This window comes from Arthrobacter sp. ok909, assembly GCF_900104405.1.
GTDB classification, from domain to species: Bacteria; Actinomycetota; Actinomycetes; order Actinomycetales; family Micrococcaceae; genus Arthrobacter; species Arthrobacter humicola.
The window spans coordinates 80,662-99,672 of record NZ_FNJS01000003.1; the positions used below are offsets into that span (position 1 = coordinate 80,662).

The 19,011-nt window shown below is 66.1% G+C and carries 19 protein-coding genes and 1 tRNA gene; 13 read left to right on the forward strand and 7 right to left on the reverse strand.

Features of this window, described 5'->3' with window-relative positions:
• The first annotated feature begins 49 nt into the window (after window positions 1-49).
• From BLR03_RS03775 to BLR03_RS03795, 5 genes are all read left to right on the forward strand, one after another.
• On the forward strand, window positions 50-673 hold the full coding sequence (locus BLR03_RS03775; RefSeq protein WP_091249624.1) for a CDP-alcohol phosphatidyltransferase family protein: 624 nt from the start codon (window positions 50-52) through the stop codon (window positions 671-673).
• Complete coding sequence (locus tag BLR03_RS03780) at window positions 673-1,575, forward strand: DMT family transporter (protein WP_091249627.1); 903 nt, start codon at window positions 673-675, stop codon at window positions 1,573-1,575. The genes BLR03_RS03775 and BLR03_RS03780 overlap by 1 nt, the downstream gene beginning before the upstream one ends.
• A 104-nt stretch (window positions 1,576-1,679) precedes the next feature.
• Entirely contained in the window at window positions 1,680-2,876 is a 1,197-nt protein-coding gene (locus tag BLR03_RS03785; protein WP_091249630.1) for a glycosyltransferase, read from the forward strand.
• A 224-nt stretch (window positions 2,877-3,100) separates the two neighbouring features.
• A tRNA-Ile gene (locus BLR03_RS03790) sits at window positions 3,101-3,174 on the forward strand.
• 195 nt (window positions 3,175-3,369) lie between these two features.
• On the forward strand, window positions 3,370-4,560 hold the full coding sequence (locus tag BLR03_RS03795; RefSeq protein WP_091249631.1) for an acyl-CoA dehydrogenase family protein: 1,191 nt from the start codon (window positions 3,370-3,372) through the stop codon (window positions 4,558-4,560).
• A 109-nt stretch (window positions 4,561-4,669) separates the two neighbouring features.
• Here BLR03_RS03795 and BLR03_RS03800 read toward each other — a convergent pair whose 3' ends face one another.
• Window positions 4,670-5,269, reverse strand: a complete 600-nt coding sequence (locus BLR03_RS03800) for a M23 family metallopeptidase (protein ID WP_091249634.1) — start codon at window positions 5,267-5,269, stop codon at window positions 4,670-4,672.
• Window positions 5,270-6,051: 782 nt separating this feature from the next.
• Here BLR03_RS03800 and rpsB point away from each other — a divergent pair.
• The 6 genes from rpsB to BLR03_RS03835 all read left to right on the forward strand — a co-directional run bounded on the left by rpsB (window position 6,052) and on the right by BLR03_RS03835 (window position 11,108).
• On the forward strand, window positions 6,052-6,933 hold the full coding sequence (gene rpsB, locus BLR03_RS03810) for a 30S ribosomal protein S2 (RefSeq protein WP_091249638.1): 882 nt from the start codon (window positions 6,052-6,054) through the stop codon (window positions 6,931-6,933).
• 143 nt (window positions 6,934-7,076) lie between these two features.
• Window positions 7,077-7,913, forward strand: a complete 837-nt coding sequence (gene tsf / locus BLR03_RS03815) for a translation elongation factor Ts (protein ID WP_091249641.1) — start codon at window positions 7,077-7,079, stop codon at window positions 7,911-7,913.
• Window positions 7,914-8,100: 187 nt separating this feature from the next.
• The gene (gene pyrH, locus BLR03_RS03820) at window positions 8,101-8,838 is read left to right on the forward strand and encodes a UMP kinase (protein WP_018774549.1); all 738 of its coding nucleotides are present in this window, start codon (window positions 8,101-8,103) and stop codon (window positions 8,836-8,838) included.
• A 132-nt stretch (window positions 8,839-8,970) separates the two neighbouring features.
• Window positions 8,971-9,528 carry a ribosome recycling factor gene (gene frr, locus BLR03_RS03825; RefSeq protein ID WP_091249643.1) on the forward strand — a complete coding sequence of 186 codons (558 nt, stop codon included), beginning with the start codon at window positions 8,971-8,973 and terminating at the stop codon, window positions 9,526-9,528.
• Window positions 9,528-10,448 (forward strand): phosphatidate cytidylyltransferase, encoded by a 921-nt coding sequence (locus BLR03_RS03830; RefSeq protein WP_091249646.1) that lies wholly within the window; start codon window positions 9,528-9,530, stop codon window positions 10,446-10,448. The genes frr and BLR03_RS03830 overlap by 1 nt, the downstream gene beginning before the upstream one ends.
• Before the next feature lie 33 nt (window positions 10,449-10,481).
• Window positions 10,482-11,108: a DivIVA domain-containing protein gene (locus tag BLR03_RS03835; protein WP_091249648.1), complete on the forward strand. Its 627-nt coding sequence runs from the start codon at window positions 10,482-10,484 to the stop codon at window positions 11,106-11,108.
• A gap of 25 nt (window positions 11,109-11,133) precedes the next feature.
• Here the strand turns inward: BLR03_RS03835 and BLR03_RS03840 are convergent, their stop codons facing one another.
• From BLR03_RS03840 to BLR03_RS03855, 4 genes are all read right to left on the reverse strand, one after another.
• Complete coding sequence (locus BLR03_RS03840; protein ID WP_091249651.1) at window positions 11,134-12,606, reverse strand: sodium/solute symporter; 1,473 nt, start codon at window positions 12,604-12,606, stop codon at window positions 11,134-11,136.
• A 79-nt stretch (window positions 12,607-12,685) separates the two neighbouring features.
• The gene (locus BLR03_RS03845) at window positions 12,686-13,060 is read right to left on the reverse strand and encodes a DUF485 domain-containing protein (RefSeq protein WP_091249654.1); all 375 of its coding nucleotides are present in this window, start codon (window positions 13,058-13,060) and stop codon (window positions 12,686-12,688) included.
• Window positions 13,057-13,776, reverse strand: a complete 720-nt coding sequence (locus BLR03_RS03850) for a LytR/AlgR family response regulator transcription factor (RefSeq protein ID WP_091249656.1) — start codon at window positions 13,774-13,776, stop codon at window positions 13,057-13,059. Before BLR03_RS03850 ends, BLR03_RS03845 begins: the two co-directional genes overlap by 4 nt.
• Window positions 13,777-13,823: 47 nt before the next feature.
• Window positions 13,824-15,035: a sensor histidine kinase gene (locus BLR03_RS03855; RefSeq protein WP_091250010.1), complete on the reverse strand. Its 1,212-nt coding sequence runs from the start codon at window positions 15,033-15,035 to the stop codon at window positions 13,824-13,826.
• Between the two features lie 251 nt (window positions 15,036-15,286).
• On the opposite strand from BLR03_RS03855, the gene BLR03_RS03860 reads away from it, so the two are divergent.
• Window positions 15,287-15,667, forward strand: coding sequence for a DUF485 domain-containing protein (locus tag BLR03_RS03860; protein WP_091249659.1), 381 nt, complete (start codon window positions 15,287-15,289; stop codon window positions 15,665-15,667).
• Window positions 15,664-17,280 (forward strand): solute symporter family protein, encoded by a 1,617-nt coding sequence (locus BLR03_RS03865; RefSeq protein WP_091249662.1) that lies wholly within the window; start codon window positions 15,664-15,666, stop codon window positions 17,278-17,280. The genes BLR03_RS03860 and BLR03_RS03865 overlap by 4 nt, the downstream gene beginning before the upstream one ends.
• A 165-nt stretch (window positions 17,281-17,445) precedes the next feature.
• Here the strand turns inward: BLR03_RS03865 and BLR03_RS03870 are convergent, their stop codons facing one another.
• On the reverse strand, window positions 17,446-17,859 hold the full coding sequence (locus BLR03_RS03870) for a hypothetical protein (protein ID WP_254788145.1): 414 nt from the start codon (window positions 17,857-17,859) through the stop codon (window positions 17,446-17,448).
• Between the two features lie 614 nt (window positions 17,860-18,473).
• Window positions 18,474-18,947: an Lrp/AsnC family transcriptional regulator gene (locus BLR03_RS03875; protein ID WP_091249664.1), complete on the reverse strand. Its 474-nt coding sequence runs from the start codon at window positions 18,945-18,947 to the stop codon at window positions 18,474-18,476.
• Window positions 18,948-19,011: the final 64 nt, after the last annotated feature.

Here is a 19,011-nt window from a genome sequence, read left to right on the forward strand (position 1 = left end):
TCCTGAACCCACTCGCCAAACCGTTGCCGTCCACGGAAAGGGGGAATCGATGAAATTCATCGGCGCTGGTGCCCGCCCCGGGCAGCCCCTCGTCCACCGCGACGCGGTCTTCACGGTTCCCAACATCCTGACCGTGGTGCGCTTTTTGGGTGTTCCCCTCTTCATTTGGCTCGTCCTCGCGGAGCAGGAGTACGGCTACGCTGCCCTCGTGCTCGCCGTTATGGCCAGCACCGACTGGGTGGACGGCTACATTGCCCGCCGCTTCAATCAGATGTCCAACCTCGGCCGGGTCATGGACCCCATCGCCGACAGGCTGTCGCTGATCGCCGTCGCCGTGACCCTCGTGATCGCCGGCGTCGTCCAGTGGTGGTATCTCGCCGCATTGCTGGTCCCGGATGCGATCCTGCTGGCTCTGTCACTGTTCTACTTCCATGGCCACCCGGATCTGCCCGTGAGCCGCATCGGAAAGATCCGCACGGGTCTGCTGCTGGTGGGCACACCGCTTCTGGTCCTGTCCAAACTGCCGGTGCCGGCCGCCGAGGTCTACGCCACGGTCGCCTGGATCTTCCTGGGCCTCGGCCTGGTGGGACACTGGATCGCGGCCTACAACTACGTCTGGGCCATCATCGGCAAGGGCAGGGAACTGCGGATGCACGACGGCGGCTCCGACTGATGGTCTGGCTTGCGGTTTTGCTGGCGGTACTTGGCGCCTTCTGCCTGGCCTTCGGCGCCCAGCGCCAGGGGAGCGCGGTTAAGGCCGATACCGGCGGCCTGGCGCTGAGCACCCATGGGCTGCTGCGGCTTGTGCGCAATCCGCGCTGGGTCTTTGGGTTCCTGCTGCTCTGCGTCGGGATGGCGATGAACGCCGTCGCCCTCGTCATGGCGCCCTTGACGGTGGTGCAGCCGATCGGCGCGATCGCCCTGGTCATCACCACTGTGGTCAATACCAAGGACCAGGGCCTGAGCATGAACCGGGCCACCATCGTCGCCATCTCGGCCTGCGTGACCGGCTCAGCCATGTTCGTGGTGCTGGCCGTCAACGTGACCCAGGAAAACCACAATGTCAGTAGCGAGGACGAGTTGACCATCGTCCTGCTCCTGGCCCTGGCGGTGGGGCTCTTCGGCACGCTCGCCCTCCTGTTCAAGCACCGCATGAGCGCCTTCGTCTACATCCTGGGCGCAGGGGTTCTCTTCGGCTTCGTGGCGGTCCTGACCCGCATTATCGGCAGGCATCTGCTGGACCCGAACGGACTGTTCCTGCTGAATGTGCCGTGGTACAGCCTTGTGGCGATCGTTGCTGCCGGCGTACTGGGATCGTGGTTTGTGCAGAACGCCTATTCCGGCGGACCGCCGGACCTCGTGATCGCCGGGTTGACCGTGATCGACCCCATTGTGGGCATCGCGATCGGCATCGTCATTCTGGGAGAACTGCGTCCCGACGTCCAACCCGTTATGGCCATTGCCATGGGGACGGCGGCATCCCTTGCTATCGTGGGAGTAATAGCCCTTTCCAGGCACCACCCGGAAGTCACCAAGCGCAAGAAGGACGCGCGGAAGGCTGCGGGCAGGTCCTAGGGCGTCCGTCCAGACTTCGGCTACAGGCCCGGTGCGCCTGCACCGACCGCCAGCCGGCCACCTTTGATCCAGCTGCCCGCCAGCGACCACCAGGAGCTCTTCACGTGACCATGTCCGACAACCAGCCTCCGCTGACCATCCTGATTGCCGCTGACACGTACCCGCCCCACGTCAACGGGGCCGCCCAGTTCGGCTACCGTCTCGCTAAGGGGATGACAGCCCGCGGACACAATGTGCACGTACTGGCATGCCGCCCGGGCAAGGGTCCGAGCTTCACCGAGTTCAGCGAAGAGGCCACCGTGCACCGCCTGCGCTCCCACTCCGTGCCGACGCACGAGTACTTCCGGATCACCTTCCCCTGGGAGATCAAGAAGGAAATCGCGCTCTTGTTCGACCGCATCGAACCGGACGTGGTGCACATCCAGAGCCACTACATGATCGGCGAGCACGTCCTGTACGAGGCCGTGAAGCGCGGCATCCGCGTGGTAGCGACGAACCACTTCATGCCGGAAAACCTGAACCCGTTCCTGCCGTTCCCGCAGTGGTTCAAAGACATCATCGGCCGGATCTCGTGGCGGGACATGGGCAAGGTCATGAGCCAGGCCGACGTCGTGACCACGCCCACACCGCTCGCTGCCAGGGCCATGCACCAGCACGCCTTCCTCCGCAAGGTCCTGCCCCTCTCCAACGGCATCGACGCCGCCGCCTACGAGCTGCGTCCCGACGAAACCGTCGAACGCCACGCCAGCCCCACCGCGCTCTTCGTCGGCCGGCTGGCCGAGGAAAAGCACGTGGACGTGCTGATCGACGCCGTCGCCAAGACGCCCAAGGACCTGGACATCCATGTGGAAATCGTCGGCGGCGGCGAAGTCCGCCCGGCCCTCGAAGCCCAGGTCGCCCGGCTCGGGCTGACAGACCGGGTCAAGTTCCTCGGGCTGGCCAGCGACGCCGAACTCCGCGAGGCGTACATCGCGGCCGATGTGTTCTGCATGCCCGGCACGGCAGAACTTCAGTCCCTCGTGACCCTGGAAGCGATGTCGGCGTCTACCCCCGTCCTGCTGGCCGACGCCATGGCGCTGCCGCACTTGGTGCGCGAAGGCGAGAACGGCTACCTCTTTACCCCCAACGACAGCGATGATCTCGCCACCAAGCTGGCGCGCGTGCTCTCGCTGCCCGAAGACCAGCTTGAGGCGATGGGGAAAATCAGCCGCGAAATGGTAGAGAGCCACGGCATCGAGCGGACGCTGCAAACGTTCGAAGACATCTACCGGGGCGCCAGCTACGACGACCTGGTCGTCTAAGCAGACTGCATCCTGCTCTGGCGGTGCCCCGTGTGACCGTGTCCTCCGTCCAGCTGTGTCCTCCGGCCTTGTCCCGCTCTAGCTGCGCCCAGTCCCGGTGCAGGGGGTCCAGTCGGCCGCCAGCCGCGGTGGCGGCCTGCACGTGGGTTGCGTCTACTATTGCTAGAGTGTTTTTGCCCGGAAGCAGTCCGGCCCCCACGGGTCTGGCCTGGCTCCGGGCGCAAGGGGCTATAGCTCAGCTGGTTAGAGCGCGGGACTCATAATCCTAAGGTCCTCGGTTCAAGTCCGAGTAGCCCTACATTTGTGCGGATACCTCCTCGGGTCCGCACCCACGGGAGCCGTGGCTGACGTCCGACGTCGGCCACGGCTCCCTTTGCGTGGCGGGGCTGCTTGCAGCAGTCCCAGAACTGCGGTAAGTTACTGGTGAGTAACATAGCGCAGGCGCGAAGCCCGTGTCCTTTTGGTCGCTGCTGATCACGAGTGAAGGAACATCATGTCCAAAGCTGCAATCGACATCCACAACCTGCCCTACGCCGACGGCGACTTCTTCGCCTTCGAGCAGCTTCTCAGCGCCAAGGAGCGGGACAGGCTGTCCGAAGTGCGCGAGTTCCTCGCCCGCGAGGTCAAGCCGATCGCAGTCGATTGCTGGAACCGCGCCGAGTTCCCCATGGACCTGATCCCGAAGCTCGCCGAAATCGACCTCGTCAGTCCGGTCAAACGGCAGGGCTACTCGAACCTTTTCGCAGGAATCCTGCATGCCGAGGCCACCCGCGCGGACACGTCGATCGCGACGTTCATGGGCGTCCATGACGGGCTGTTCACCGGCTCCATCGAAGCCCTTGCCTCGCAGGAACAGCAAGATGCATGGCTTCCGGACATTTACTCCCTCAAGAAGATCGGCGCCTTCGGCCTGACCGAGCCGCTCGGCGGCTCCGACGTTGCCGGCGGTACGCGCACCACGGCGCGGCGCGACGGGGGGAACTGGATCCTCAACGGGGCGAAGCGCTGGATTGGCAACGCCACTTTCTCCGATTGGGTGGTCATCTACGCCCGGGACGTCAACGACAACCAGGTCAAGGGATTCCTCGTTGACACCAAGACCGAGGGGTATCGCGCCACGAAGATCGAGAACAAGATCTCGCTGCGCACGGTTCAGAACGCCGACATCACTCTCGACAACGTGGTGGTGCCGGACTTCTTCAAGCTCGCCTACGCCAACAGCTTCCGCGACACCAACAAAGTCCTCAAGGTCACCCGCCTTGCGGTGGCCTGGCAGGCGGTGGGGCAGCAGCTCGCGGCCTTCGACGTCGCCCGGCGCTACGCCGTTGAGCGCACCCAGTTCGGCCGCCCGATTGCCTCCTTCCAGCTGATCCAGAACCAGCTCGTGCAGATCCTTGGCAATGCCGTCAGCTCCATGGGCATGATGGTCCGGCTGTCCCAGCTGGAGGACGCCGGCGAGGCCAAAGACGAGCAGTCCGCACTGGCCAAGGCGTTCACCACCGCGCGCATGCGTGAAAGTGTGGCCCTGGGCCGGAGCATCCTCGGCGGCAACGGAATCGTGACGGACTTCGAGATGGCGAAAGTGTTTGCCGACGCCGAGGCGATTTACTCGTATGAAGGTACGCACGAAATCAACACCCTCGTGACTGGCCGCGCGATTACCGGAATTTCCGCGATCGTCTAAGGCGCCCCGGCTCGGCGTCGGCACCGGGCAACCTGCACGGGGCAACCGGCGCCGGGCAACCTGCCCGGGGCAACCTGCACCGAACAACCGGCGCCCGCCCGCCGGTCCCTCATCCGGGGCTGGTGGCCAGGGGCGGGAGCAGGACTGAGGGCCTCAGATCCATTACGAACGCCAGCGGGTTCACGTAGTCTTCGCCTCGGCGGACGCCCCAATGGAGGCAGGGCGGCGCGGGTCCGCAGTGGCCGATCTGCATGCGGCCCAGGATGTCGCCCCTTGCCACCGCGGCCCCCACCGTCAGGGCGCTGGCTACCGGTTCGAAACTGCTGCGCAGCCCGTTGCCGTGATCGATGGTGATGACCGGCCGGTCCACCACGACTCCGACAAAGCTCACCGTCCCGGCCTCCGGTGAGAACAGCGGGGCACCGTCGTATGCCGCCTCAATGTCGACACCGCGATGACCGCTGAGCCACGGCTTTGCCGGGGGAACGAAACCGCGCAGAACCGCCGGCCGCGGACTGAGCGGCCAGTCCCAGGTGGGTGCCGGGACAGGCGGTGCCCCCGAGGAGCCCCGGACGCTGGATATCGAAACCTCGGGACCGACCGGCCCGGCGGTGACGAAAGCCTCGGGTGCAGAACGCTGGGGGACCGGAACTGTGGGCACGGCGGGCAGTGCCAGGAGCAACGCCGCCAGGCCGACGGGGATCTTCATGCCTCCAGACTGCCGCGGCAGCTCGCGGGGCGGAATCGTCCTCGGCTGCTATGTGGAAAAGCGCGAGCGTCGCCCGGGCGGCGGGCGGGGCTTAGGCCGCCGGTGCCCATCGGCCCCGAGGCGCTACCAACAGCCCGGAGGCGGTGCCCATCGGCCCCGACCCGGTACCCGCTGGTCCCGACCAGGCGCCCGCCGGTCCACGCCCCGACCGGCGCCCGATGGTCCCGTCCCGGCTCGGCGCCCGCCCGTCCCCGGTCCACGTCCCGGGCAGTCCCCGCCCGTCCCCGGTCCACGTCCCGGGCAGTCCCCGCCCGTCCCCGGTCCACGTCCCGGGCAGGCCCCCGCTCCGCCCCCGGATTGCGGCCCCGCTGCCCGGCGAAAGCGGTCCTTCGGGGCGGGGCTGCTGTAGTACACTTGGTGGAGCAGTTTGCTGTGCCCTCACGCTTGTGATGATCACCGCGATAGCCACTGCGACAGTCACCGTGTTAGGCATTGTGATGGTCGTCGCGGCCGTCGTGATTGTTCAAGCCGGCACGCCTCATTCAGGGGTGCGGGGGAGCAGCAGCTGACTACGCGTATCCAGCCCTCCTCAAAAGAAGCCTCAAACTTCCGCTGCGGAGGACTGCGCCTCCTGCGGTCCGTTCCCTTCGGCACGGATGGGAAGCGCAGTGGATGCCAGGAGCAACGCCCGTCCCGGGCGATTGCTAAATAACCGTCAACTATGGGCAGGGTAAGAGAGCCAGGGGCTCTCTCATGAATGACCTGCCGGAAGGAGCGTCGGCATGCCCGTCGTAACTATGCGCCAGCTGCTTGACAGCGGCGTCCACTTTGGACACCAGACCCGCCGTTGGAACCCGAAGATGAAGCGCTTCATCTTCACGGAGCGCAACGGTATCTACATCATTGACCTGCAGCAGTCGCTGTCCTACATCGACCGTGCCTACGAGTTCGTGAAGGCCACCGTTGCACACGGCGGCACCGTCCTCTTCGTCGGCACCAAGAAGCAGGCGCAGGAATCCATCGCCGAGCAGGCCACCCGCGTTGGCCAGCCGTACGTCAACCAGCGTTGGCTTGGCGGTATGCTCACCAACTTCCAGACCGTCTCCAAGCGCATCCAGCGCATGAAGGAACTGGAAGAGATCGACTTCGACGACGTCGCCGGTTCCGCATACACCAAGAAGGAACTGCTGCTCCTTCGCCGCGAACTCACCAAGCTGGAAACCAACCTGGGTGGTATCCGCAACCTGACCAAGGCGCCCTCCGCGCTGTGGATCGTTGACACCAAGAAGGAACACCTTGCTGTCGACGAAGCCAAGAAGCTGAACATCCCGGTTGTGGCCATCCTGGACACCAACTGCGATCCCGACGAAGTCGACTTCCCGATCCCGGGTAACGACGACGCCATCCGCTCCGTCAACCTGCTGACCCGCGTTGTCGCCGACGCCGTTGCTGAGGGCCTCATCGCCCGTAACCAGCGCGCCACCGGCACCACGGAAGCTCCGGAAGAGCCGCTGGCCGAGTGGGAGCGCGAACTCCTCGAGGGCAACAAGGCTGAAGCTGCTGCAGCGCCCGCCGCTGAAGAAGCACCGGCTGCTGAAGAAGCTCCGGCTGCAGAGGCTGCTCCGGCCGCCGAAGAAGCACCGGCTGCTGACGAAGCCAAGTAGGCAGACAAGTAAATCTGGATCTCCCCTCGCGCTGCATGCAGCTGCCTGCGGCGCAGGGGGTACCGACAGGATGGCCGCTCACTCGGTGAGCAGCCGTCCTGTCGGTCCGTACACCACATAAATTTCTAGACAGAGGGGTTCACATGGCGAACTACACTGCCGCTGATATCAAGGCTCTGCGCGAGCGCACCGGCGCCGGCATGATGGATGTCAAGAAGGCTCTTGACGAAGCCAACGGTGACGCCGACAAGGCCATCGAAATCATCCGCATCAAGGGCCTCAAGGGCGCTACCAAGCGCGAAGGCCGCTCCACCGCTGAAGGCCTGGTTGCTGCCAAGGTCGCCAACGGCGTCGGCGTGATGATCGAAGTCAACTGCGAGACCGACTTCGTCGCCAAGGCTGACAAGTTCATCCAGCTGGCCGACAAGGTTCTGGCCGTGGCTGTCGAGTCCGGCGCTGCCGACCTCGAGACCCTGCTGGCCACCGAGGTTGACGGCAAGCCGCTGTCCGAGGTCGTCATCGAAGAGGGCGCCGTTCTGGGCGAAAAGGTTGTTGTCCGCCGCCTCTCCCGCATCGAGGGCGCTACGGTCGACGCTTACCTGCACAAGACCTCCAAGGACCTCCCGGCCCAGGTCGGCGTCCTGTTCGCTGTTGACGGTGAAGGCGAAGCAGCTGCCACCGCAGCCCACGACGTTGCCGTCCACATCGCCGCCATGTCTCCGAACTACCTCACCCGTGAGGACGTTCCGGCCGAGCTCGTCGAGTCCGAGCGCCGCATCGCCGAGGAAACCGCAAAGGCCGAGGGCAAGCCCGAAGCTGCGATGACCAAGATCGTCGAAGGCCGCGTTACCGGCTTCTACAAGGGCGAGGTCCTCGTTGACCAGGCATTCGCCAAGGATGCCAAGAAGTCCGTCGCCCAGGTCCTCGAAGAGGCCGGCGTCAAGGGAACTGCCTTCACGCGCTTCCGCGTCGGCTCCTAGTCAGACAACAGTCAGGCACTGGTCAGACATACGTCGGACAATAGCCAGACATGCTAAGGGGGTGGTCACCACGGTGGCCACCCCTTTTGCATGCATGCACGAGGTACCCGTTTCGGCCACAGCCGGAATGCCGCCTTGGGCCCCCAGCACGATAACCTAACTCAGAGTTCACCAACGGGAAGGCACCATGGAAACCGTCACCACTTCAGCCCAGCCAAAGAAGAACAGGCGCCGCGTCCTCTTGAAGCTCTCCGGCGAGGTCTTCGGCGGCGGGAAACTGGGCGTTGACCCGGACACCGTCCGTGGCGTAGCCAAGCAGATCGCGGCCGCTGTTCCCGACGTCGAGGTCGCGATCGTCGTCGGCGGAGGCAACTTCTTCCGCGGCGCCGAACTGTCCCAGAGCGGCATGGACCGTTCCCGCGCCGACTACATGGGCATGCTGGGAACCGTCATGAACTGCCTCGCTCTCCAGGACTTCCTGGAACAGGCCGGGGTGGAAACGCGCGTGCAGAGCGCCATCACCATGGGCCAGGTCGCCGAGGCCTACATTCCCCGCCGCGCCATCCGCCACATGGAAAAGGGCCGGGTTGTCATTTTCGGCGCCGGCGCCGGCCTGCCCTACTTCTCTACGGACACCGTGGCGGCCCAGCGCGCCATGGAGGTCCACGCCGACGTCGTCCTGATGGCCAAGAGCGGCGTCGACGGCGTTTACACCGCCGACCCCAAGAAGGACCCGACGGCGGAGAAGCTCCACCGCCTCAGCTACGACGACGCTCTGCGCCGCGATATCCGGGTCATGGACCAGACTGCGATGACCATGTGCAAGGACAACAACCTCACGATGGTGGTCTTCGGCATGGAAGGCGAGGGCAACGTCACCCGCGCCATCCGCGGCGAAGACCTGGGCACCGTCGTCACCCCCTAGCAACGGCTAGGATGTTTTCAGGACCTTTCCGCTGCTAGGCGGAAAACACAGGCGCCAGGCGGAATGCACAGGCGCACAAGAAAACGTGCCGCGCCCCGGCCGCCGGGACGCACCAATTTCTGAGGAGAGACCGTGATCGAAGAAACCTTGCTCGAAGCCGGGGACAAGATGGACAAGGCAGTTGAGGTAGCCAAGGAAGACTTCGCCTCGATCCGGACCGGCCGCGCAACGCCTGGCTTGTACAACAAGGTCATCGTCGAGTACTACGGCACCCCGACGCCGCTGCAGCAGCTGGCCTCCTTCGCGGTCCCGGATGCCCGCACCATCCTCGTCACCCCGTACGACAAGACGGCCCTGCGTGACATCGAGCGCGCCCTGAGCGATTCCGAGGTGGGCGCCAACCCCTCCAACGACGGCAATGTCATCCGCATCACCATTCCGGAGCTGACCAGCGAACGGCGCAAGGAATACGTCAAGATCGTCAAGTCCAAGGGCGAAGACGCGAAGGTGTCCATCCGCAACATCCGCCGCAAGGCCAAGGAAACGCTGGACCGGCTCGTCAAGGACGGCGAAGCCGGCGAAGACGAGGGCGCCCGCGGCGAGAAGGAACTGGACGCCATGACGAAGGCGCACGTGGACGGGATTGACGAGCTGCTCAAGCGCAAGGAAGCTGAGCTGCTCGAGGTCTGATGAATCAGGCACAGGAGGCCTCCGGGCCGCGCGCCCGGAGGCGGGGGAAACCACGCGAAAACCCGACGCCCAAGGCGGGCCGGAACCTGCCCGCCGCTACCGTGGTGGGCGTTGGCATGCTCGTGTGTGTCCTGGGCGGACTGCTTTTCCTCCCGCTGGGCTTTGTCCTGATCACCATGACCTTCGCCATCTTCGGCGTCTGGGAAGTCTTCCGCGCCCTGGAGGCCGCCGGCACCCGCGTGCCGATTGTCCCGGTGATGGTCGGCACGGTGGCCATGCCCATCGCCGCCTACTTCGGCGGCCTCGAGAGCCTGCTGTTTGCCATGCTGGCCAGCAGCGTGGCGGTGCTGTTGTGGCGGACCCTTGAGGGCGCGGCCGGATCGGCGCGCAGCATCTTTGCCGGGGTCTTCACCCTGTCCTGGGTGCCGTTCATGATCAGCTTCGCGGCTCTGCTGCTGCATACTCCCGACGGCGAGACACCGGTCGGGCTGTGGCCCGGCGGTGTGATCCCGCCGGGCGCCTGGCAGATCGCGACGCTGCTGCTCCTCGTGGTTGCCAATGACACCTTCGGCTATCTCGTGGGCGCCTCCCTCGGCAAGCATCCGATGGCTCCCAAGATCAGCCCCAAGAAGACCTGGGAAGGCTTCGCGGGTTCGATCGCGGGAGCGGTGATCATCGGCGTGCTCGCCACGGTCTTCGTACTGGGCAAGCCGTGGTGGGTCGGCGTCGTTCTTGCCGTGGGCATGGTGGCCGCCGCCACCGCCGGCGACCTCGCCGAATCCATGGTCAAGCGCGAGCTCGGCATCAAGGACATGAGCAGCATTCTTCCCGGCCACGGAGGCGTCATGGACCGCCTGGACTCGATCGTTTTCGCCTCCCCGGCAGCGTTCATTCTCTTCTCCGCCGTCGCTGGCGCATAGGCGCATCCCGGACCAGCCCCTCCGGCCCCTAGAATGGTGCCGAGCAAACCAGCCGAACGGCATCGAAGGAACAAAGTAACAGTGGACATTCAACGGCAGATTCCTGCGTCTTTTGACCGCGTGCAGCGGAACCAGTACGGCTACAACGCCAAGCAGGTCGACGATTTCCTGCAGCGCGCACGGGTGTCGTTCGAAGCTCCGACGACGGCCGCACGCGCCATCAAGAGCGCCGACGTCCGCGCCGTCTCCTTCGACCCCGTGAAGGGCGGCTACGCCGCCTCCGGTGTGGATGCCGCGCTGGACCGGCTCGAAGACGCCCTCGCCCGGCTGGAGCGCGATGAGCTGGTGGCCGAACGCGGCGAGGAAGCCTGGCTGCGCGAAATCGGCCGGCTCGCGGGGGTCCTGCGCGGGCGCCTGCACCGCCCGGACGGCCAGCGGTTCCGGCGTCCGGCCAAGCCTAAGGCCCGCAGCTACAACACCACCGACGTTGATGACCTCTGCCACGAGCTGATCGGCTACCTCGAGGAGGACCAGCCGCTCAGCGTGGACAACGTCCGGCGTGCGGTGTTCCGTCCCGCCGTGGGCCGGGACGGCTATGAGGAAAGCCAGGTGGACGCGTTCCTGGAGCGTGCCGTCGAGCTCATGGCCGCCATCGACTAATCCGCCCCGCTGGCCCGACGTCGGGTCAGCGTTCCGTTGCGAGCGGCCTTTCCGGGGTGTGCAGCCGGGTCATGACGCGTGTCATGGTCCGGGGCACCCGGCCCTGCGTTGCCCGCGATACCAGCACCATGACGGCGAACGCGACCGGGACCGTCCAGGCGGCGGGCTGCGCCAGCCACGACGGCGTCGCTGCCGCGCCCAGCACCGAACCGGCCACCATCGCGCTGCCGCAGAACACCCCGCCCGTGACCATGCCCGCGATCGCCCCGGCATCCGTCAGCCCCCGCCACCAGATGCCCAGCAGCAGGACCGGGCAGATTGTGGAGGCGGTAAAGGCAAACACCAGACCCACGCTGCCGGCCAGCGCCATCGATTCGGTCATCGATGCGATCCCGAGCGGGACCAGCGAAGAGATGAGTGCGGCCAGCCGGAAGCCGCGCACACTGCCGCCAAACACGTCCTGGCTGATCACGCCCGCCAGCGAGACCACCAGGCCCGACGTCGTCGACAGGAACGCGGCAAACGCCCCGGCCACCACCAGCGCCGACAACAGGTCGCCGGCCATCCCGCCAACCACCCGGCCAGGCAGCAGGAGCACCAGGGCGTCGGCCTGGCCGCTTTCGGCGAGGTCGGGAGCCACGACGCGACCGATCACGCCGTAGGCCGTGGGGAGCAGGTAGAACACCGAGAGCAGACCCAGGACAATCAGCGTGGTCCGGCGCGCCGACTGCCCGTCCGGATTCGTGTAGAACCGGACCAGTACGTGCGGCAGCCCGAGGGTTCCAAAAAGCAGGGCCACGAGCAGCGAAATGATCTGATACGGGCCCGCGGGGGCCAGCGCCGACGGATTGACGGCGGGGGACGCCGCGGGGGCGGTGGTGCCGGTGGCGCCCCCCAGCACCAACAGGATGAACACGATGGGCACCGCCAGCGCGGTCAGCTTGAGCCAGTACTGGAAGGCCTGGACAAAGGTGACGGAACGCATCCCGCCCGCCACCACGGTGATGCAGACGACGGCGACCACCGCCACGGGTCCCACCCACGCCGGCAGGCCCGTGGTGATCCGGATGGCCAGGGCCGCGCCGTGCAGCTGCGGGACGATGTAGAGCCAGCCGACCACCACCACCACCAGGCTTGTGACCCGGCGGACGGCACTCGAATCAAGACGCGCCTCGGTGAAATCCGGAATCGTGTAGGCGCCCGAGCGGCGCAGGGGAGCGGCGACGAACAAGAGCAGCATCAGGTACCCGGCCGTGTAGCCCACCGGATACCAGAGGGCATCCGTGCCGGAAAGCAGAATGAGCCCGGCGACACCGAGGAAGCTCGCGGCCGAGAGGTACTCCCCGCCGATTGCCGAGGCGTTCCACCACGGCTTGACCGTCCGGGACGCGACGTAGAAGTCCCCGGTGGTGCGCGAGACTTTCAATCCGTAGAAACCGACAACGGCGGTGGCGAGCGTGACAGCGGCGAAGGCGGCCACTCCGACGACGGGGTTCACGTTCCGTCCGCCCGTCCCGGCAGGTGCCCCGCCGTCGGGCCGGTCACCTGCCCCCTCATGAGTCCGGACATGCGTCCCGTCACTTGTCGCCGGCGAGGTCCCGGTACCGGGCCTCGTTCCTGGCAGCCGTCCGCACGTACAACCAGGCGCTCAGACCGATCACAGGATAGATCCCGGCGCCCAGCAGGACCCAGTCAAAGGGAAGGCCGGCAATGGTGGAGTCCGCCAGGCCCGGGACCAGCCCCAGCATGAGCGGAAAGGCCAGCAGGATCAGCAGGAAGCCCAGGGCCACCACGAGCGCGAGCCGGAGCTGGGACCGGATGAGGGAACGGACAAACAGCTGCCCGGCGTCGGACTCTTCCGCCGCTTCGCGCAGCGCCGCGGCGGAGCGCCCGCTGGTCAGGACGGCGGTCGGCGTGAGGCTGCGGGGCGCCGTGACGCGGACCCTGGTCATGCCTGCGGCCGGATGCGGGTTGCCTCGAGCTTTTCCCGGACCGACGGCAGATGCCGGCGGCTGATGGGAAGCTCGGCGCCGGCCACGGTGACGCTGGGCCGCGCGGCGGCGAGCTTCATGTGGCCGACATGGCTCAGTGCGATCAGGTAGGAGCGGTGGATGCGCAGGAATCCGGCGTCGGCCCACTGCTGCTCGAGGTCGGCCAGCGGAACCCTGATGAGGTAGCTCGCGTCGGCGGTGTGCAGCCGGGCGTAGTCGCCCTGCGCCTGGACGTACGTGACGTCCTCCCGCCGGATCATCTTGGTGGTTCCGCCCAGGTCCACGGTGATCATTTCCGGCGCCGGGGCGCCGTCCTTGAGCAGTTCGCTGATGCGTCCGATCGACTTCGCCAGCCGCTCGGCGCGTACGGGCTTGAGCAGATAGTCCACGGCCGCGAGCTCGAACGCCTCCAGCGCGCAGTCCTCGTCGGCGGTCACGAAGACGACGGCGGGCGGACGCGGGCTGCGGGAAATGGCCCGGGCAATATCCAGCCCGGACAGCGCCGGCATGTGGATGTCGAGGAAGACGGCGTCGACGTCTTCGGCCGCCAGCGCACGCAAGGCTTCGGCGCCCGAAGAGGCCCGGTGGATGGCGCCGATCCGGTCATCCTTGCCGAGCAGGAAGGCCAGTTCCTCAACGGCAGGGAGCTCGTCGTCGGCGACGAGTACGTTAATCATGGCAATAGCCTACTGCCGCAGGCATTTCCGGGAGCCTGGGGCCGGCATCAGGCGTCGTGGCGGGGCTGGGACTTGGGGACGCGCATTGTGATCAGCGTCCCTTCGCCGGGCGCCGTCTCGATCACCAGGCCGTTGTCGTCCCCGTACACCTGCCGCAAGCGGGCGTCGACGTTGCGCAGGCCCACGTGCTCGCCGTCGCTGTGTCCGGCAAGAACGGACCGCAGTTGTTCCGGGTCCATGCCCACGCCGTCGTCCTCGATCGTCACTTCGGCGAACGCGCCGGAGTCGTTCGCCGTGATGGAAATATGGCCCGGACCCTCTTTGGCTTCAAGGCCGTGCCGGACCGCGTTTTCGACGAGCGGCTGCAGGCTTAGGAAGGGGATCACGGTGCTGAGGACCTCCGGAGCGATCCGCAGGCTTACCTGGACGCGGTCCCCGAAGCGCGCCCGCTCCAGGAGCAGATACCGGTCGATGCAGCGCAGCTCCTCGGCCAGGGTGGTGAAGTCGCCGTGGCGGCGGAAGGAGTAGCGGGTGAAATCGGCGAATTCCACCACGAGCTCCCGCGCACGTTCGGGGTCCGTGTTGATGAAGGACGCGATCGCGTTGAGCGAGTTGTAGATGAAGTGCGGGCTGATCTGGGCGCGGAGGGCACGGACCTCGGCCTCCATCAGGAGCGTCCGGGAGGCGTCGAGTTCGGCCAGTTCCACCTGGGTGGCCACCCAGTCTGCCACCTCGCCGGTGGCACGGACGAGTCCGGCGCCGGCGGCCGGCGCGAAGGCGGCCACGACCCCCACCACCCGTGCGCCGGTCTTGATCGGGGCGATCACGACGGCGCGTTCCACCTCCGGTGCCAAGGTCCCGCCGCCGGCGGCCAGCAACTGGAGTTCACCCGCCGGAATGACCGCGAGGTGGCCGCCGTCGAGCACTTTTGACGCGAGCCCCATCAGGGCCGGCCTGAGTTCCTCGCCGGCACCGTCCCACGCGAGCACGCCGGTTGTATCGGTGATGGCGAGGGCGTCGCAGCCCAGGAGGCCGCGCAGCTGCCGGCTGGCTTTGGCCGCGCCGGCGGGGTTCAGCCCGGTCCGCAGGTACTGGCCGGCACGGGATGCGGCATGCAGCGTCTTGTAGGTGGCGCGCTCTGCATCGGTGCCGAGGTCGCGGAAGGAACGCAGGACCTTGAGTCCGACGGCGACGACCACCGCGATCGCCATGGCGATCACCGCTACGGCGGCGGCAGTGAACAGGGGAGAGTCCGGCATGGTGCTCAGCCTACCGTCGGTCCCGGGGCCGCCGGCGCTGGCCCGCATGGAGGCCAGGGGCGACGACGTCCTGGACCGTTTGACTGCCGTTTGGCGCAGCATGGGGACCGTTGGGCTACGCGGGTACCGCCGGCACTGGAAGGTAATGCACGTCACGGTACACAGTGATTGCAGTCACATTGGCCGGAGGATTGTTCCGAGTAGACCACGGCAGCCGGTGTGGATTCACCAGTCTCAATGAGGAGGAACCGATGGGTCACGACGCCCAAGAAGCGGACGCGGCGGCGGCCGTGGACTTCAAGGAAGTCCAGTCGACGAAGCAGTTCAAGGAACTGCGCAAACGTCACCGCAGCTTTGTCTTTCCGATGTCCATTGCATTCCTGCTCTGGTACTTCGCCTATGTCCTGCTGGCCGACTATGCGGTGGGATTCATGTCGATCAAGGTTTGGGGCAACATCAATGTCGGCCTGATCCTGGGCCTGCTGCAATTCGTCACCACTTTCGCCATCACCGGCTGGTACGTCAGCTACTCGAACCGCAAGCTGGACCCCATTGCCTCCGAAATCCGCAACGAAATCGAAGGGCACGAATTCGACAAGCACGGCAACCCGGTAGGGGGAACATCAAAATGACACTCATGGTCCCCGCGGTCAATGTCACCGACCTCAAAGACACCACCCTGCTAAACATGGGCATCTTTGCCGTGTTCGTCGCCATCACCATGGTCATAGTGATCAGGGCCAGCCGCAACAACAAGACTGCTGCCGACTACTACGCGGCCGGCCGTTCCTTCACCGGTCCGCAGAACGGCACGGCGATCGCCGGCGATTACCTCTCCGCGGCGTCCTTCCTGGGCATCACCGGTGCCATTGCCATCAACGGCTACGACGGCTTCATGTACTCGATCGGCTTCCTGGTCGCGTGGCTCGTCGCCCTGCTGCTCGTCGCCGAACTGCTCCGCAATACCGGCAAGTTCACCATGGCCGATGTGCTTTCGTTCCGGCTCAAGCAGCGCCCCGTGCGTATCGCGGCGGCCATCTCGACGCTGGCGGTCTGCTTCTTTTATCTGCTTGCCCAGATGGCCGGTGCCGGCAGCCTGATCTCCCTGCTCCTGGGTATCAGCGACTGGGGCGGACAGGCCCTGGTGATCGTCGTCGTCGGTGCCCTGATGATCATGTACGTCCTGATCGGCGGCATGAAGGGGACCACGTGGGTCCAGATCATCAAGGCCATGCTCCTGATCGCCGGCGCCGCCGTCATGACCTTCTGGGTCCTCGCGATCTACGGCTTCAGCCTCTCCGACCTGCTGGGTGGCGCGGTGGAAACCTCGGGCAACCCGAACTTGCTCAACCCGGGACTGCAATACGGCAAGACCGAGACCTCCAAGCTTGACTTCATGTCCCTCGGCCTGGCTCTCGTGCTCGGCACGGCAGCCCTGCCGCACGTGCTCATGCGCTTCTACACGGTTCCGACCGCAAAGGAAGCCCGTAAGTCCGTAGTGTGGTCCATCTGGCTGATTGGCATCTTCTACCTCTTCACCCTGGTGCTCGGTTACGGCGCTGCTGCGCTGGTGGGTGCTGACACCATCAAGGCTGCTCCTGGCGGCGTCAACTCGGCAGCGCCGCTGCTCGCCTTTCACCTCGGCGGCCCGCTGCTCCTGGGCTTCATCTCGGCTGTGGCCTTCGCGACCATCCTGGCGGTCGTGGCGGGCCTCACCATTACCGCGGCGGCATCCTTCGCCCATGACATCTACGCCAGCGTCATAGCCAAGGGGAAGGCCGACGCCGACACCGAGGTCAAGGTTGCCCGCCGCACCGTGGTGGTGATCGGCCTGCTGGCGATCGCCGGCGGCATCTTCGCCAACGGACAGAATGTCGCGTTCCTCGTGGCGCTCGCCTTCGCCGTTGCCGCCTCCGCCAACCTTCCGACCATCCTCTACTCGCTGTTCTGGCGCCGGTTCACCACCCAGGGAGCCTTGTGGAGCATGTACGGCGGCCTGTCCGCGGCGATCATCCTGATCGTGCTCTCCCCGGTGGTATCGGGGTCCAAGACCTCGATGATCCCCGGCGCCAACTTCGCCATCTTCCCGCTGAGTAACCCGGGCATCGTCTCCATCCCGCTCGCGTTCCTCCTTGGCTGGCTCGGCACCGTCCTGGACAAGCGGAAGGAAGACCCCACGAAGCAGGCCGAAATGGAGGTCCGTTCCCTGACCGGCGTGGGGGCCGAAAAGGCCACTAACCACTAGGACCCACGCCCGAAGGGCCCGGCCGGTTCCACAAAGCCGGTTCCATAAAGTGGTTCCACAAAGTGGCTCCATAAAGTGGTTCCACAACGGAGGAGCTCACGTGCAGCAGCACGGGAGCTCCTTTGTTGTGGGCCGGCGGGCTGCGGCAGGGAGTGATGTCCCGGGTCAGCGCTGCGGCCGCAGCCGGATATTGACCATCTTCAGCTCGTCGCTGCCCTCGAAACGGTAGACCAGCGCCACGCTCTTGGTGTCGCAGTCGATGGAGCCGGTGACGTCGGCCGCGTTGGTGCCGTTGCTGGAGCTGACTTTGAGGCTTGTGTAATTTGCCTTGCAGCTGTCGTCCAACCCCAGGCTGTGCACCCCGGCGGCGAACTCTTCCCGTGAGAGCTTCTGCATGAGGGCGGGGTCCAGGTACTTGTCGTAGGCAGTGTCGACGTCGCCGGCGATGATGAGCTTGTTGAAGTCGTCCGCAAGGCCCCGTGCCTGGTTCGTGGTTCCGCCCACCACATTGAGCAGGATGACCACGCCGGCAGCCGCCAGGAGCAGGACGCCGCCCACGATCCCCAGAACGATCCACAAGGCCTTGTGGCTCTTTTTCGGGGGAGGCTGGGCCGGGCCCCCGTAGTACGGCGGACCGTAGGGCGGGGCGTAGCCGGGCGGCGCGGCGCTGTTCGCGGGAGGGCCGTACGGCGGAACCCCATTGGCGGGAGGGCCGTACGGCGGAACCCCATTGGCGGGAGGGCCGTAAGCCGGAGCTCCGGCAGGGGGAGCAGCATAGTACTGAACGGGCGGCTGCCCTGATGGGGCGGGTGTTTGCGTTGCGGGTGGTGCCGGGTGGCCGGCCGCGGGATCATGCCCGGGCTGTGGCGGTACCGGGCGGTGCGGTTCCTCGGGACTGCTCACTGTTCAAGCCTTTCCGGCAGTCCAGACATCCACCGCCTGTTGTGCAGGGCCGCGTGCGCGGCACCAAGGGCTCAAGGGGGACCCAATGGACACAGCCTAGCGCCGCGGCCGCCGACGGCACAGAGCCGACGGCACAGAGCAGGGGGCACAGAGCAGGGGCGCAGAACGTCATCGCGGACCATTAGCCCAGATCAGGTGCCCAGATCAGGTGCCCAGATCAGGTGCCCAGATCAGGCGCCCGGAACGGCATCGAGGAGCGCAGGCTCGCCGGGGCCCGGAGACGCAGAAGATCAGGTGTCGGCGGATCCGCGTTCCAGCAGTGGCTGGATCCGGAACGGGATCAGTTCGCCCATCGCCAGGGCCGTATCGGTCCGGTCCACGCCGTCGCAGGCCAGGATCTTGCCGTTGATCCGGAACAGGTCCTCGGCGTCGAGGGCCACCACGCGCAGGAGCAGATCGGCCGAGCCCGTCAGGCCGTAGCCCTCCAGGATTTCCGGAATGCCGGCGAGCTCCACTGCGAGGCTGCCCAGTTTCTGCTGCTGGACATGGACGGAGATGAAAGCCATGAGCGGGTACCCCAGAGACACCGGATTGATGCGCCGCTCGAAGGAGAGGAACACATGCTTCTTCTCCAGCTGGGCCATCCTGGCCTGCACCGTATTGCGTGATAATCCGAGCTTTTGGGCCAGGGCCACCACGGTCCGCCGCGGATCCCGGGCCATGGCCGAAAGCAGGCGGGTGTCCGTGCCATCCAAGGGTTGCATAATGCGCAAGATTAGCACGGTCTGCCGGTGCCAAACAGTGCATAATGCTCAGTATTTTTACGGG